Origin of the sequence: Microbacterium sp. NPDC064942 (assembly GCF_049545525.1) — a bacterium.
GTDB classification, from domain to species: Bacteria; Actinomycetota; Actinomycetes; order Actinomycetales; family Microbacteriaceae; genus Microbacterium; species Microbacterium gawkjiense.
Genome location: NZ_JBMWDR010000004.1, coordinates 43905 through 56922, shown reverse-complemented (window position 1 = coordinate 56922; position 13018 = coordinate 43905). Strand labels below are relative to the sequence as shown.

General features: G+C 70.2%; 17 protein-coding genes and 2 tRNA genes. 12 read left to right on the top strand and 7 right to left on the bottom strand.

Translation table 11 applies throughout. From position 1 onward, the window contains the following. Positions 1 to 2: 2 nt before the first annotated feature. From ACPEH2_RS08735 to ACPEH2_RS08715, 5 genes are all read left to right on the top strand, one after another. Positions 3 to 1205 carry a PucR family transcriptional regulator gene (locus ACPEH2_RS08735; RefSeq protein ID WP_359918830.1) on the top strand — a complete coding sequence of 401 codons (1203 nt, stop codon included), beginning with the start codon at positions 3 to 5 and terminating at the stop codon, positions 1203 to 1205. Positions 1206 to 1290: 85 nt separating this feature from the next. Further along, positions 1291 to 2208, top strand: a complete 918-nt coding sequence (locus ACPEH2_RS08730; protein WP_359918832.1) for an ACP S-malonyltransferase — start codon at positions 1291 to 1293, stop codon at positions 2206 to 2208. Then, a complete protein-coding gene (locus ACPEH2_RS08725; protein ID WP_311861993.1) occupies positions 2205 to 3206 on the top strand; it encodes a beta-ketoacyl-ACP synthase III in 1002 nt (333 codons plus the stop codon). Before ACPEH2_RS08730 ends, ACPEH2_RS08725 begins: the two co-directional genes overlap by 4 nt. A 70-nt stretch (positions 3207 to 3276) precedes the next feature. Continuing rightward, positions 3277 to 3525, top strand: coding sequence for an acyl carrier protein (locus ACPEH2_RS08720; RefSeq protein ID WP_036308817.1), 249 nt, complete (start codon positions 3277 to 3279; stop codon positions 3523 to 3525). Between the two features lie 50 nt (positions 3526 to 3575). Continuing rightward, entirely contained in the window at positions 3576 to 4814 is a 1239-nt protein-coding gene (locus ACPEH2_RS08715; RefSeq protein ID WP_359918834.1) for a beta-ketoacyl-[acyl-carrier-protein] synthase family protein, read from the top strand. Positions 4815 to 4984: 170 nt separating this feature from the next. Here the strand turns inward: ACPEH2_RS08715 and ACPEH2_RS08710 are convergent, their stop codons facing one another. After that, positions 4985 to 5488 (bottom strand): DUF3145 domain-containing protein, encoded by a 504-nt coding sequence (locus ACPEH2_RS08710; protein ID WP_064002159.1) that lies wholly within the window; start codon positions 5486 to 5488, stop codon positions 4985 to 4987. Positions 5489 to 5688: 200 nt separating this feature from the next. Here ACPEH2_RS08710 and ACPEH2_RS08705 point away from each other — a divergent pair, with 200 nt between their 5' ends. Both ACPEH2_RS08705 and ACPEH2_RS08700 read left to right on the top strand, forming a co-directional pair. Next, positions 5689 to 5877: a hypothetical protein gene (locus ACPEH2_RS08705; protein WP_423718609.1), complete on the top strand. Its 189-nt coding sequence runs from the start codon at positions 5689 to 5691 to the stop codon at positions 5875 to 5877. A gap of 139 nt (positions 5878 to 6016) precedes the next feature. Beyond that, positions 6017 to 6295, top strand: a complete 279-nt coding sequence (locus tag ACPEH2_RS08700; RefSeq protein ID WP_423718608.1) for a hypothetical protein — start codon at positions 6017 to 6019, stop codon at positions 6293 to 6295. On the opposite strand, the gene ACPEH2_RS08695 is transcribed toward ACPEH2_RS08700, so the two are convergent. Both ACPEH2_RS08695 and ACPEH2_RS08690 read right to left on the bottom strand, forming a co-directional pair. Then, a tRNA-Ile gene (locus tag ACPEH2_RS08695) sits at positions 6293 to 6366 on the bottom strand. The genes ACPEH2_RS08700 and ACPEH2_RS08695 overlap by 3 nt on opposite strands. Before the next feature lie 14 nt (positions 6367 to 6380). Continuing rightward, on the bottom strand, positions 6381 to 7460 hold the full coding sequence (locus ACPEH2_RS08690) for a DMT family transporter (RefSeq protein ID WP_423718607.1): 1080 nt from the start codon (positions 7458 to 7460) through the stop codon (positions 6381 to 6383). Between the two features lie 41 nt (positions 7461 to 7501). Here ACPEH2_RS08690 and def point away from each other — a divergent pair, with 41 nt between their 5' ends. The 3 genes from def (at position 7502) to ACPEH2_RS08675 (ending at position 8839) form a co-directional block, all read left to right on the top strand. After that, positions 7502 to 8068, top strand: coding sequence for a peptide deformylase (gene def / locus ACPEH2_RS08685; RefSeq protein ID WP_423718605.1), 567 nt, complete (start codon positions 7502 to 7504; stop codon positions 8066 to 8068). A gap of 14 nt (positions 8069 to 8082) precedes the next feature. Further along, positions 8083 to 8472: an ester cyclase gene (locus tag ACPEH2_RS08680; protein WP_253034743.1), complete on the top strand. Its 390-nt coding sequence runs from the start codon at positions 8083 to 8085 to the stop codon at positions 8470 to 8472. Between the two features lie 100 nt (positions 8473 to 8572). Further along, a complete protein-coding gene (locus ACPEH2_RS08675) occupies positions 8573 to 8839 on the top strand; it encodes a hypothetical protein (RefSeq protein WP_311283661.1) in 267 nt (88 codons plus the stop codon). Between the two features lie 35 nt (positions 8840 to 8874). Here the strand turns inward: ACPEH2_RS08675 and ACPEH2_RS08670 are convergent, their stop codons facing one another. Next, positions 8875 to 9267 carry a DUF4406 domain-containing protein gene (locus ACPEH2_RS08670; protein ID WP_423718603.1) on the bottom strand — a complete coding sequence of 131 codons (393 nt, stop codon included), beginning with the start codon at positions 9265 to 9267 and terminating at the stop codon, positions 8875 to 8877. A gap of 45 nt (positions 9268 to 9312) precedes the next feature. On the opposite strand from ACPEH2_RS08670, the gene ACPEH2_RS08665 reads away from it, so the two are divergent. Further along, positions 9313 to 10068, top strand: coding sequence for a DeoR/GlpR family DNA-binding transcription regulator (locus tag ACPEH2_RS08665; protein WP_423718601.1), 756 nt, complete (start codon positions 9313 to 9315; stop codon positions 10066 to 10068). A 3-nt stretch (positions 10069 to 10071) separates the two neighbouring features. Here ACPEH2_RS08665 and ACPEH2_RS08660 read toward each other — a convergent pair whose 3' ends face one another. From ACPEH2_RS08660 to ACPEH2_RS08650, 3 genes are all read right to left on the bottom strand, one after another. After that, positions 10072 to 10308 (bottom strand): hypothetical protein, encoded by a 237-nt coding sequence (locus tag ACPEH2_RS08660; protein WP_423718600.1) that lies wholly within the window; start codon positions 10306 to 10308, stop codon positions 10072 to 10074. Between the two features lie 122 nt (positions 10309 to 10430). Next, positions 10431 to 10506: transfer RNA gene (locus tag ACPEH2_RS08655), tRNA-Asn, on the bottom strand. A 61-nt stretch (positions 10507 to 10567) separates the two neighbouring features. Continuing rightward, positions 10568 to 11335, bottom strand: a complete 768-nt coding sequence (locus tag ACPEH2_RS08650; RefSeq protein WP_423718598.1) for an ATP-binding cassette domain-containing protein — start codon at positions 11333 to 11335, stop codon at positions 10568 to 10570. A gap of 237 nt (positions 11336 to 11572) precedes the next feature. Here ACPEH2_RS08650 and ACPEH2_RS08645 point away from each other — a divergent pair, with 237 nt between their 5' ends. Further along, the gene (locus ACPEH2_RS08645; RefSeq protein WP_423718597.1) at positions 11573 to 12964 is read left to right on the top strand and encodes a DUF222 domain-containing protein; all 1392 of its coding nucleotides are present in this window, start codon (positions 11573 to 11575) and stop codon (positions 12962 to 12964) included. The last annotated feature ends 54 nt before the right edge of the window (positions 12965 to 13018 follow it).

Below are 13018 nucleotides of genomic sequence, written 5' to 3'. Positions count from 1 at the left end.
CGATGACCGAACGGCCGACCGCCCAGGAGAAGGCGGAGACACTGGCGTGGCTCCGTCGCATCTCGGGTGATCTCGCGAGCACCACACTGCGCAGGCTCGAAGAGTCCCTGCCGTGGTACGCCGAGATGCCCCCCGGGCGGCGGTCGGCCGTCGGTCTCGTCGCGCAGTCCGGCATCTCGTCCTTCATCGACTGGTACGACGACCCGAACTCGACGCCGTGGATCGCGGCCGACATCTTCGCCTCCGCTCCCCGCGAGCTGCTGCGGAGCATCAGCCTGACCCAGACGCTCCAGCTGATCCGCGTGACGGTGGAGACGACCGAGGAACGTGTCGCGGGGCGCGGCAACGGGCTGCGCGAGAGCATCCTGCTGTACTCGCGCGAGGTCGCCTTCGCCGCCGCGGACGTGTACGCCCGCGCGGCCGAGGCGCGCGGGCTGTGGGATGCCCGCCTCGAGGCGCTCGTCGTCGACTCGATCCTGACGGGCGAGGCCGACGAGGAGCTGCCGAGCCGCATCGCGGCGCTCGGCTGGCACGGCCACGGCGAGGTCGCCGTCCTGGTGGGGACGACACCGCCTCAGCTGGACGTCGACCAGGTGCGCCGGACGGCCCGCAAGCTGGGCGTCGACGTCCTCATCGGCGTGCAGGGTTCGCGCCTGGTGCTCGTCATCGGGCGGGCCGACCAGACGGGCCGGGAGGATGCCGAGGAGCTCCCGTTCACCGAGATCGCGACGCGTCTCGAGCCGGGGTTCGGGAGCGGTCATCTCGTGCTGGGCCCGACGGCGCCCGCCCTGTTGGATGCCGGCATCAGCGCGCGTGCCGCCCTCGCCGGCTTCGCGGTGGCGAAGTCCTGGCGTCACGCGCCGCGGCCGGTCGACGCCGACGACCTGCTGCCCGAACGCGCCCTCGCCGGTGACCCCCTCGCGAAGGCTGCCCTCATCGACAAGATCTACCGACCGCTGCAGGCGCACTCGACGGACCTCGTGACGACCCTCTGGAGCTACCTCGACAACGGTCGCTCCCTCGAAGCGACGGCCCGCGAGCTCTTCGTCCATCCCAACACCGTGCGCTACCGCCTGAAGCGGGTTTCGGACGTGATCGGGTGGGATGCCACCGGTCCCCGTGAGGCGCTCATCCTCCAGACGGCGCTGATCCTCGGCTCGATCGGCGCCGAGGTGACCCGCCGACGCCCGGCGCGCCGCGGCTGATCCTGTACGACACAGACAAACGATCCGCACTTTGTTGTGCGCCGACCGACAGCACGTCCGACCCGAACTTGCAAGGATGGAAACCGTGATCATCGCCGTCTTCCCGGGCCAGGGTTCGCAGACACCCGGGTTCCTCACCCCGTGGCTCGACACCGAAGGCACCCGCGAGCTGCTCGAGCAGTACTCCGCGTTCGCCGAGGTCGACCTCGTCGCCGCCGGAACCGAGTGGGATGCCGACCGCATCCGCGACACCAAGGTCGCCCAGCCCCTCATCGTCGCCGCGAGCCTGCTCTCCTGGCGCGCGCTCGTCGCCGCCGGTCACCGGCCGGACGGCGTCGCCGGCCACTCCGTGGGCGAAATCGCGGCGCTCGTCGCCGCCGGCGTCCTCACCGAGGAGGACGGTATGCGCCTGGTGGGCATCCGCGGCCGCGCGATGGCCGAGGCCGCCGCGCTCGAGGAGACCGGCATGAGCGCCGTCGTCGGAGGAGACGAGGCCACGGTGCTCGGCCGCCTCGAGGAGCTCGACCTCACCCCCGCCAACTACAACGGCGGCGGTCAGATCGTCGCCGCCGGCGCGCTGCCCGCCCTCGCGGAGCTCGCCGCCGATGCCCCCCGCGGCAGCCGCGTCATCCCGCTGCAGGTCGCCGGAGCGTTCCACACGCGGTACATGGCGCCGGCCGTCGAGACGCTGCGGTCGGCTGCGGCCGACGTCTCGGCATCCGACCCCTCCGTCACGCTCTGGAGCAACCGCGACGGCGGCACCGTCACCGACGGCCGCGCCGCACTGGATCTGCTCGTCGCGCAGGTCGCGAACCCCGTCCGCTGGGATCTGTGCATGGCTTCGTTCGCCGACAACGGCGTCACCGGGATCATCGAGCTCGCACCGGCGGGCACGCTCGTCGGACTCGCCAAGCGCGGGCTGCGCGGCGTACCGTCTGTTGCGGTGAAGACGCCCGAGGACCTCGCCGCCGCGAACGCCCTCCTGACCGGAGAGAACGCATGACCCCCCAGCTGATCCAGCCGACCGGCGCCGCCCACACCCGCATCTACTCCTACGGTGCGGCGCGCGGTCAGAACGCCGTCCCCAACGAGGACCTGATCGAACCGATCGACTCCAGCGACGAGTGGATCCGTCAGCGCACCGGCATCATCACCCGCGTGAGGGCGGATGCCGACACCTCGGCGATCGATCTCGCCGCCGACGCCGCCGCCGAGGCGATCGAACGCTCCGGCATCCCGGCCGACAAGATCGACGCCGTCATCGTCGCGACGATCTCGAACCCGAAGCAGACGCCATCGGTCTCGGCGATCGTCGCCGACCGCGTGGGCGCGAACCCGGCGGCCGCCTACGATCTCAACGCCGCCTGCGCCGGCTTCGCCTACGGGGTCGCCCAGGCCGATGCCCTCATCCGCGCCGGCGCCGCCCACTACGCGGTCGTCATCGGTACCGAGAAGCTCAGCGACGTCGTGGACCCCACCGACCGCTCCATCTCGTTCCTCCTGGGCGACGGCGCGGGCGCGGTCGTCGTCGGACCGAGTGAGACTCCGGGCATCGGTCCGACCATCTGGGGCTCGGACGGCTCGAAGGCGGATGCCGTGGGCATGAACCACACGCTGACCGAGTTCCGCGACGGCCTCGCCCCCTGGCCCACCCTCCGTCAGGAGGGCCCGACGGTGTTCCGCTGGGCCGTCTGGGAGATGGTCAAGGTCGCGCGGCAGGCCATCGAAGCCGCCGGGATCACCCCCGACGACCTGGCCGCCTTCGTGCCACACCAGGCCAACATGCGCATCATCGACGAGTTCGCCAAGCAGCTGAAGCTGCCCGAGTCCGTCGTGATCGGTCGAGACATCGAGACGACGGGCAACACCTCCGCGGCATCCATCCCGCTGGCGACGCACCGTCTGCTCGAAGAGCACCCCGAACTCAGCGGCGGCCTCGCCCTGCAGATCGGATTCGGAGCCGGACTCGTGTTCGGCGCCCAGGTCGTCGTCCTCCCGTGACGACGGCACTCCCCCACCTAAACTGACTACCGGCCCGGCTGGGCCCGATTCCCACAGAAGGAGAAATCCCATGGCATTCACCAACGACGAGGTCCTCGCCGGCCTGGCCGAGCTCATCACCGACGAGACCGGAATCTCGTCCGACGAGGTCGCCCTCGAGAAGTCGTTCACCGACGACCTCGACATCGACTCGATCTCGATGATGACGATCGTCGTCAACGCCGAGGAGAAGTTCGGCGTCACCATCCCCGACGACGAGGTCAAGAACCTCAAGACCGTCGGCGACGCCGTCACCTACATCTCGTCCAACCAGGCCTGATCCGCGCGTCCGGTGGGGGTTCGCCCCCACCGGAGCAGCACGAGGGAACCATGAGCAACAAGCGAATCTTCGTCACCGGCATCGGTGCGACCTCCCCCATCGGCGGAACCGCCGGCGAGAGCTGGGACGCCCTCCTCGCTGGAGAGTCCGGCGCGCGCACCCTCGAGCACGAGTGGGTCGAGCAGTACCAGCTGCCCGTCACGTTCGCCGCCGAGGCGAAGGTGCGCCCCGAGACGGTGCTGGAACGCCCCGTCGCCAAGCGACTCGACCCGTCGTCGCAGCTCGCGATGGTCGCCGCCAAGGAGGCCTGGGCGGACGCGGGTTCGCCCGAGGTCGACCCGGAGCGCCTCGGCGTCGAGTTCGCCACGGGCATCGGCGGCGTGTGGACGCTTCTCGATGCCTGGGACACCCTGCGCGAGAAGGGGCCGCGTCGCGTCATGCCGATGACGGTGCCTATGCTCATGCCCAACGCAGCGGCGGGCAACCTGTCGCTGCACTTCGGTGCACGCGCCTACGCCCGCACCTTCGCGAGCGCCTGCGCGTCGAGCACCGAGTCGATCGTCAACGCCCTCGAGCACATGCGCGCGGGCCTCGCCGACGTCGTGATCGCCGGCGGTACCGAATCGGCGATCCACCCCATCACGATCTCGTCGTTCGCCTCGATGCAGGCGCTCTCGCGGCGCAACGACTCCCCGGAGACGGCATCCCGTCCCGGCAGCATCGACCGCGACGGCTTCGTCATGGGCGAGGGGGCGGCCGTACTGATCCTCGAGACCGAGGAGCACGCGAAGGCGCGCGGCGCCAAGATCTACGCCGAGCTCGTCGGCGGCGGCGTGACGGCGGATTCGTACCACATCACCGCCAACGACCCCGAGGGCACCGGCGCCGCGCGCGCCGTCCGTCTCGCCCTGGAGATGGCGGATGCCGCGCCGGACGACGTGACCCACGTCAACGCGCACGCGACCTCCACCCCGGTCGGCGACCCGAACGAATACGTCGCACTGAAGTCCGTCTTCGGCGCCCGTGTCGAGGAGATGCCGGTCTCGGCTACGAAGGCCTCCACGGGCCACCTGCTGGGCGGTACGGGCGCCCTCGAGGCGATGTTCACCGTGCTCGCCCTGCGCGACCGTCTCGCTCCGCCGACCATCAACATCACCGAACCCGACCCGGCTGTACCGTTCCGCCTGTCGGGCGACGCGGTGCCGTTGGGCGACGGCGACCAGCTGGCGATCAGCAACTCGTTCGGCTTCGGCGGTCACAACGCCGTCGTCGCGTTCCGCTCGGTCTGATCCGACACACGACAGACGCCCCCGGGAAGCCACCGGGGGCGTCTGTCGTTCTATCCAGGCGGGGCCGAGGCCGCCCCGGTCTCCGGGAAGCCGTCCGAAGCCGGTCGAAGCTCTCCTGCCCCGCCTGAAGACCTGTCCGATCGTGGAGTGTCCGCTCGGGACGGGTCGTCTCAGCCGACCTTGTGCAGCCAGACGACCGGTGCGTCGTCGCTGGCGTGACGGAACGGCTCGAGTTCGTCGTCCCAGGCGACGCCGAGCGCGACGTCGAGCTCTCGCTGGAGTTCGGTGATGTCGCCGGCCGCGATCTCCATGGCGTACCGCAGGCGGTCCTCGCCGATGACGACGTTGCCGGCCGAGTCCGTCTGGGCGTAGTGGATGCCGAGGCTCGGCGTGTGCAGCCACCGGCCGCCGTCGCTGCGCGGCGTCGGGTCCTCGCTCACCTCGTAACGCAGGTGCTCCCACCCGCGCATGGCGGTCGCGAGGGCGGCGCCGGTCCCGGCGGGTCCCTCCCAGTAGAACTCCGCGCGTCGGCTGCCGTCGAGGACGGGCTGGTCCGCCCACTCGAAGTTGACGGCGTGCCCGAGGGCACGCCCGGCCGCCCACTCGAGGTGGGGGCACAGCGCGCGTGGCGCGGAGTGGATGAAGATCACTCCGCGCGCCTGAGGTGTGGCCATCGATCTCTCCGTTTCGTTCAGGTACGTCTTCCCCTACGACCTGATGGAGAGTGCTGGCCGGATATCCGGTTGTGCCGCCATTATCGCCTACGTCGACGTCGAATCACAACCGTGTAACACTCACGGCTCCGGTCATCCGTCAACCCCGTATGACGCCGCCCTGTGCAGAGGCACAGTGGCCGCTCGACGGAAGGAAGATCATGAGCGAGAACACCCCTCACCACCGCGACGCCGACGACGCCCACGCCGACGACGCGCCGCCGACCGACGCCGCGAGCGACGAGGTCAAGGCCGACGCGGCCCGAGCCGGCGACGAAGTGTCGGGCGGCGAGGTGTCGGATGACGAGGACGACCCTTTCCCCCAGGGACCGTCGATCACGCATCCCTGATGGGGCGAGGATCCGCGGTCGTCGGCCGCGCATTCGCCCTCGTGTTCCTCGGCGTCCAGCGGGTGCGGCATCCACGCCCGATCCATCCCCGCGGACTGTGTACGGCACGCTCGTCCCGTACGAAAGCGATCAGGGCCGCGTGATGGTGCGTGCGCGCTCGCTCGGGCCGCGTCTGCCCGCGCGGCTGTCCGAGCTGCACCGCACGCTGCGTCGGACGGCGTGGTGGGTGGAGCTCTCGCATGCGACACCCGCGGGGCCGTGGCATCCGTTCGCCCTGGTTGACCTGCGGGCGGCCGACAGTCCGGACGTGATGAGGGCGGATGCCGGTCGCCGCCTCATCCCCGGCGCGCGGATGCCCGCGTGGTTCGAGGCGCTGCGTCAGCCGTCCTACGGCGCCGTGCAACGCGGTGATCGGTAGGGCGGGTGGGACTTGAACCCACGATCGTCGGGTTATGAGCCCGCTGCCTTGACCAGCTTGGCCACCGCCCCCTGTGAGGACGAGCCTATCGTTTCGGTCGTTCCTCGTCCTTGACGGGCGGATCCGGCCAGACCTTCGCGACGGTCTCGGTGATCCGGATCGATCCCGTCGTGGGCTTCTTGCCGTCGGTGAACTCGGTGCTGCCGCGGGAGATCGGGATCTCCTGGCTGTCGCTGATCACCTGCGGGTGGTACCGAGCGAGCTGGAAGACGCCGACGATCGCGAGCGCGCCCGCCACGGTGAACCCGATGTACGCCCAGACCGGGGCACCGCTCGCCTCGTCGAGGACGGCGAGGCCGATGACGATCGCGACGATCGGGTCGATCACCGTGAGTCCGGCGATGACGAGGTCCGGCGGGCCCGACGAGTACGCCGTCTGGACGAAGTAGGCGCCCATCGCCGTTCCGGCGAGCAGCGCGACGATGCACAGGACCGTCAGCCACTCGAAGTCGCCGTTGGCGATGCGGTTGATGACGACCTTCGCGAGGGTCGCGACGAAGCCATAGACGATGCCGGCCGCGACGATGTAGAACAGGGCCCGCATCCGCTTGCGGAGGGTCACCCACAGGACGCCCAGTGCGACGACGACGCCGAGGAGGATCCACAGGACCGTCAGCAGCTGCGGGTCGCTGATCGGACGCTCGGTCGCGTACAGCGCGGCGACCGTCACGAAGATGAAGATGCCGCCCACGCACAGGGCGATCGAGGTGATCGACCGTCGCGTCGGCTTGTGACCGCTGACCCGCGCGTTGAGCAGCGTGGTGATGACGAGAGAGATCGCACCGATCGGCTGCACGAGGATCAGCGGCGCGAAGGACAACGCCGCGAGCTGGCAGAGGATCGCGAGGCCCAGCATGACGGTCCCGAGGACCCACGACGGACGGCGCAGCAACCGCAGTAGCTGACCGCCGGTCAGTCCGGAGACACCCGCCTGCGCAGTGAGCTGCTCGACCTTCTGCACGCCGCGGTGCTGGTACTGCGCCCCGAACGACATGAACACCGCGCCGATGATCGCGAGCGGGATGCCGATGAGGATCGCCGGGTTCCCGAAGACGCCGACGAGCTCGTCGGTCAGGTCGTCGATCGGCGTCCCGGGGAGAATCACGCCTCGACGATACCGGGCGCGAGCCTCGTTAGGCTTCTGACGTGGCCGTACTTCCGATTCGCATCATGGGCGATCCTGTCCTCCATTCCGTCGCCGCTCCCGTCGACGAGGTGACCGACGACATCCGCGCGCTCGTCGCCGACATGTTCGAGACGATGGACACGGCACCGGGTGTCGGCCTCGCCGCCCCGCAGGTCGGCGTCGGGCTCCGTATCTACACGTACTCGTATCAGGACGACGACGGGCAGCCGTGGCGGGGTGTCCTCATCAACCCGGAACTCTGGATGACGCCACCCGAGCCCGGCTCCCCCGACCCCGACGACGAGTCCGAAGGGTGCCTGTCCTTCCCGGGCGAGCGGTTCCCTCTGCGCCGGGCCGACGCGGTCCTGGTGACGGGCACGGACCTCGACGGGGCTCCGGTCGAGATCCGCGTCGAGGGCTGGCGCGCCCGCATCATGCAGCACGAGTTCGACCACCTCAACGGCATCCTCTACATCGACCGCCTGTCGGACTCCGACTGGAAGACCACCCAGAAGATCGCCCGCAAGCGCGGCTGGGGCAAGCCCGGACAGAGCTGGATGCCGGGCGTCGACGACCTCGACGCCTGACCGGCCGTCCCGCCATGGAGCCGTGGGAGCTGCACGGGTGGTTCGACGACTTCGTCGACACCTGCAACCGGCACGATCTGGCGGCGATCCGGGATCTTCTCGATCCGGGTGTCCGGCGCGCCCACCTGCCGGCAGGAGCGGACGCCTGGATCGATGACCTGGCCGATCTGTTCCACGGCTTCCCGGACTGGCGGTGGAAGACGATCCAGGTGGTCGCCGAGGACGATCGGATCGCCGCGCACCTGCGCGCCGGCGGAACGCACACCGGGGTGTGGCGCGGCATCCCGCCGACGCGTCGGCACGTGAACGTCGCCGAGTTCCTGTTCCTGCGCATCACGGCGGGACGCGTGGTGGCCGTGACCGGATCGGGCGACGAGGCCGTACAGGCCCACCTCACCGGCTGACACCGATGTCCGCCGCTCTGCGTACGATCGCGGAGTCGGCCGGAGAGAGGGATGCCGGTTGGGTGCGAACAGGCGGTACGCGGCGAGCGTCGATGCGCGGATGGACGACCGCATCCTGCAGCGGGTGGCGTCGCGCGGCATCCTGCAGTCCCTCACGAACGAGGAGCTGGAGCTCGACCGCAGGCCCGTGACGACCGATCCGCGCCCCGCCCGGGTGCAGGCGTGGGTGCGCTTCGGCGCCGAGCCGGTGCTCGTCGATGCGGATCTGTGCATGTGGACCGACCGGGCCGCGGCGATCCGATTCCGGGTCGGCGATCAGGAGCGCCGGTGCTGGGTGTGGTCGGGCGCTGTGCTCCGCGACGGGTGAGGTCAGGCTCGGCGTGAGCGCCGCGCTCGACATCGTCAGGTCGCGACGGCGACGCCCGGCACCTCGGCGAGGGAGGTGTACACCGGGAGGCCGCGCTCCCGCGCAATCGCCACGTCCTGATCTGCGCCTCGGGACTCGCCCGGAAGGCGCAGCACGGCGTCGCAGTGCTGCAGCAGGCGCTCGGCCGTCGGGTACATGACCTGCGCGGCCAGGGGATCGTGCGGACCCCCGGCGCCGGCGCTGCGCAGAACGGGCAGCGCCACCCACTCCCCGATCATCGGGATGTGGCCGGCTCGGAACATCGGCCAGGCGGCCTGCTCGAGACGCTCGAGATTGCGCCGCATGAGGTCAGGGTCCCCGTTCGTGCCCGAGGCGTACGGGCCGGCGATGAGGATCAGGAGGGGGCGAGGTGCGTCTGAGGGGGCCATGCCGATAGAATAAGCACAAACATGCAGAAACGTGAAGGATCGAGAATGCTCGCCGCCACCCGCAAGCAGTTGCTGCTCGACCGACTCCGCTCGGACGGACGCATCGTCGCGAAGGAGCTCGCCGCGGAACTGGGGCTCTCCGAGGACAGCATCCGCCGCGATCTCCGCGAACTGGATGCCGCCGGTCTGGCCGTCCGGGTGTACGGCGGCGCCCTTCCCGCGTCCCCCGCCGTCGCGGACTACGGTGTGCGCGAAACCGTCGCGACCGACAGCAAGACACGCGTCGCGCGGCGTGCGGCCCAGCTGATCGAACCAGGCAGCACCGTCATCCTCGACGGTGGGACGACCGCGCTCGCGACCGTGCGCGCCCTCGACCCCGGACGCGAGTGCACGATCATCACGCACAGTCCCACCGTGGCGGCCGCGCTGCTGCACCACACAGCCGAGGTCATCATCCTCGGGGGCCGCCTGTTCAAGCACTCGGCGGTCGCCTCGGGCGCCGCCGCCGTCGAGGCGGCGATGACCGTTTCCGCGGACCGGTTCCTGCTCGGCGTCACGGGTGTCCACGAGGACGCCGGTCTCACCACCGGCGACGCCGACGAGGCCGCGATGAAGCGCACGCTCGCGAGCCGCGCGGCGGAGACGTTCGTCCTCGGCAGTGCGGAGAAGATCGGGGCCGCGTCGCGGTACAGGGTCCTGACGTGGGATGCGGTCGACGGGGTGATCGTCGACGCGGAGGATGCTGCCGGCGCCGCGACGCTGTCCGCTCTCGAACGGCGCGGGGTCAGCGTCCTGCGCTGAGGGTCAGCGCCGGCGCGAGCGGGACTGCCGGCGGAACCGGGCTTCGCGGGACGCGACGTGGACGCCGAGTCCCGTGATGCCCGCGACGAGCGCGCCGAAGAGGGCGAAGAAGGCGACGTCCTGGCCGCCGCCGTACGGGAACGCGGCCCAGACCAGCAGGACCACGGAGGCGGCGAGGACGATCACGCCCGCGCGTTCGCCCCAGCTCCACACCTTCCAGCCTCCGACGACGGTGCTCATGGCTCCAGGATGAGGCCGCTCCGGGCCCCGTGCAAAAAAACCTCTCGGAAGAGCGGATGCCGCGCCCCGGCATCCGTGCCGCGAAAGCGAAAACCCCCGGCGGGACCGGGGGTTTCGTTCAATGGCTCCCCGGCTTGGACTCGAACCAAGAACCTATCGGTTAACAGCCGATTGCTCTGCCAATTGAGCTACCGAGGATCAGCCACCCGCGACCGGGCAACCACACAATCGTAGCAAAGCCCGAGGGGTGCTCGTGACATCAGCCACCGATGCGTGTCGCTTCGTCGGGGGTCCAGAGCACGTCGTCCAGGGTGGGGCCGACACCGATCGGGTGACCGGCGCGCAGGACGAGGACCTGGGCCTCGAGGTCGGCCACGAGCTCGCGCTCGTTCGTGACGACGAGCAGAGCCATCCCGTCGTCGACACGTCGCCGGAGAGCGTCGAGGACGGCGGGCCGCACGTCGACATCGAGGTTCGCATAGGGCTCGTCCGCGATGAGGACCGTGGGATCGAGCACGAGGCTGCGCGCGATCGCGACGCGTTGACGCATGCCGGAGCTCAGCTCGTAGGGGTACTTCTCCGACGCCCCGATGGGGAGCTGCAACTCGTCGAGCAGCGCGGCGACCCGCAGCGCGAGGGCGCGCTCGTTGACCTTGCGATCACGGGCGGTGATCGGTTCCGCGACGATCTCCGAGATGGTGAGCCGCGCCGGAAGATCCGAGTTCGCGCCTTGACGCAGGTGCCCGGTGCGATAGGTCAGGACCCGCCGGGCGCGACCCCGTGCACGAAGGGAGATGCCGGCGACCTCCCCGACCCCGCCGACGATGCGCAGGTCGCGGTGGTCCGCCCACGCGAGACAGGAGGCGAGACTCGACTTCCCGGAACCCGTCGCGCCCATCACCGCGACGACCTCACCCTGGGCGACCCGCAGAGACACCCCGTCGATGACACGCGTATCTGCGGAGACACGAGCGATCGACAGGTCGGAGCAGTAGATGGCGGCATCCGGTTCGGTCACTCGAGGCATGCGTTCCATCCTCATCCGTCGGGGACGCGGACGCCAGTCCGGGGCGGTGCGGAAGCTGCGGCGGGTCCGGTGCGTTGTTCCGCCGGGGCTTTTGGTGGCGCGCGGTGTCGTGGCGCATCGTCCGCTCGCGGCCGGCTGACGAGGATGAGAGGACTCTCATTTTCGGGGTGTGCATAACGTGTGTTCTGGGCCGGTTTCACCGGGGTGGATGTCGGAGGTCAGTGGCAGAGTGCAGGTATGACGGATGCGGCGGAAACCCCCGGTGGCGAGGACTATCTCGCCATCCTGGCGGGCGTCGTTGCGGACGTCGATTCCGCGACTCGACGGATCGCTGCGGCGCAGATCGAGGAACTGCGCGCGCTGGCCGCCGCGGGCCGGTTGGCGGAGGCGCAGAGCGCGCAACGGAACGCCCGCGTGCAGGTGCACGACATGGCGTTGCGGTCTATCGCCGCGGAGGTCGGCGGGGTCATGCGCGTCATCGATCGGACCGTGCAACGCCGGATCGGTGAGGCGCGGACGTTGGTCGAAGGGTTCCCCGGGACGGTTGAAGCGTGGGAGCAAGGGCGGATCGTGCGCGGTCACGCGATCGCGATCCTCGAGACCGGGACGAGTCTGCCAGCGGAGATGTGGGCGGAGTTCGAACAGGTCGCGATCACCCGGTGCGAACGGGATACCCCGAACCGGGTGCGAGGCGAGCTCGAGATCCTCGCGCACCGGATGCACCCACGCTCATTCGCGGAGCGGCACGAGGAAGCCGCCGCTGGGCGGTGCGTGCGGATCGTGCCCGGACGAGACGGGATGAGCGACGTGGTCGCAACCGTCCCGACGGTGATCGCCGAAGGGATTCACGACCGGCTCACGCAGCAGGCAAGGGCGATCATCGACACCCGCGACACCCGCGCCGCCGCGCGCGGCGGCGCGGGTGTGTCGTTCGGGGACGCCGCCACGACGCGCAGCGACAGCGACGACGCCGCCGCCATCGTCGCCACTGACAACCGCTCCACCGATCAAATCCGGGCCGACGTGTTCGCCGACCTCCTCCTCGCCGGAACACCGGCGCTGGACGACACCCGAGACACCACTGCCGGTCCGTTGGGCGCGATCCGCGCCCGCGTGCAGGTGCTCCTGCCCGCCGCCACCCTCACCGGAGAAGACGATGGGCCGTGCGACCTCACCGGGCGCTCCCCCATCGACCCCGCGACTGCACGGACTCTGGCCGGCGGTACCCACATCTGGGAGCGCCTGTTCCACGACCCCACCACCGGGGTCACGGTGTCGACCGATTCGTACCGCGTCCCGTCCGGGATGCGACGGTTCCTGCAAGCCCGCGACCAGCACTGCCGGTTCCCCGGATGCCGCGTCGCCGCCATCCGATGTGAAGTGGATCACACGCACGACCACGCCCTCGGCGGGCGCACCGAGCTCACGAACCTCGCGCATCTGTGCCAACGGCATCACTCGATGAAGCAGTTCACCGCCTGGCGGGTGCGACAACTGAAGGGTGGCGTCCTGGAATGGACCTCACCCCTCGGCAGGACCTACCGCGAAGACGCACCGACACCGGCCGTCGCCTTCACCCCTGCCGCACCACCACCACCGACCACACCAGCGGAACCCGCACCCTTCTGAGTATCACTCGGCAATCAGAGCGCGTCGCTCTCGTAGCCCAGCGAACACGCCTGA

Coding starts and splice junctions, on each gene's coding strand:
- ACPEH2_RS08735 (WP_359918830.1), top strand. CDS start 3: ATGACCGAACGGCCGACCGCCCAGGAGAAGGCGGAGACACTGGCGTGG.
- ACPEH2_RS08725 (WP_311861993.1), top strand. CDS start 2,205: ATGACCCCCCAGCTGATCCAGCCGACCGGCGCCGCCCACACCCGCATC.
- ACPEH2_RS08720 (WP_036308817.1), top strand. CDS start 3,277: ATGGCATTCACCAACGACGAGGTCCTCGCCGGCCTGGCCGAGCTCATC.
- ACPEH2_RS08715 (WP_359918834.1), top strand. CDS start 3,576: ATGAGCAACAAGCGAATCTTCGTCACCGGCATCGGTGCGACCTCCCCC.
- ACPEH2_RS08710 (WP_064002159.1), bottom strand. CDS start 5,488: ATGGCCACACCTCAGGCGCGCGGAGTGATCTTCATCCACTCCGCGCCA.
- ACPEH2_RS08705 (WP_423718609.1), top strand. CDS start 5,689: ATGAGCGAGAACACCCCTCACCACCGCGACGCCGACGACGCCCACGCC.
- ACPEH2_RS08680 (WP_253034743.1), top strand. CDS start 8,083: ATGGAGCCGTGGGAGCTGCACGGGTGGTTCGACGACTTCGTCGACACC.
- ACPEH2_RS08675 (WP_311283661.1), top strand. CDS start 8,573: ATGGACGACCGCATCCTGCAGCGGGTGGCGTCGCGCGGCATCCTGCAG.
- ACPEH2_RS08670 (WP_423718603.1), bottom strand. CDS start 9,267: ATGGCCCCCTCAGACGCACCTCGCCCCCTCCTGATCCTCATCGCCGGC.
- ACPEH2_RS08665 (WP_423718601.1), top strand. CDS start 9,313: ATGCTCGCCGCCACCCGCAAGCAGTTGCTGCTCGACCGACTCCGCTCG.
- ACPEH2_RS08660 (WP_423718600.1), bottom strand. CDS start 10,308: ATGAGCACCGTCGTCGGAGGCTGGAAGGTGTGGAGCTGGGGCGAACGC.
- ACPEH2_RS08650 (WP_423718598.1), bottom strand. CDS start 11,335: ATGCCTCGAGTGACCGAACCGGATGCCGCCATCTACTGCTCCGACCTG.
- ACPEH2_RS08645 (WP_423718597.1), top strand. CDS start 11,573: ATGACGGATGCGGCGGAAACCCCCGGTGGCGAGGACTATCTCGCCATC.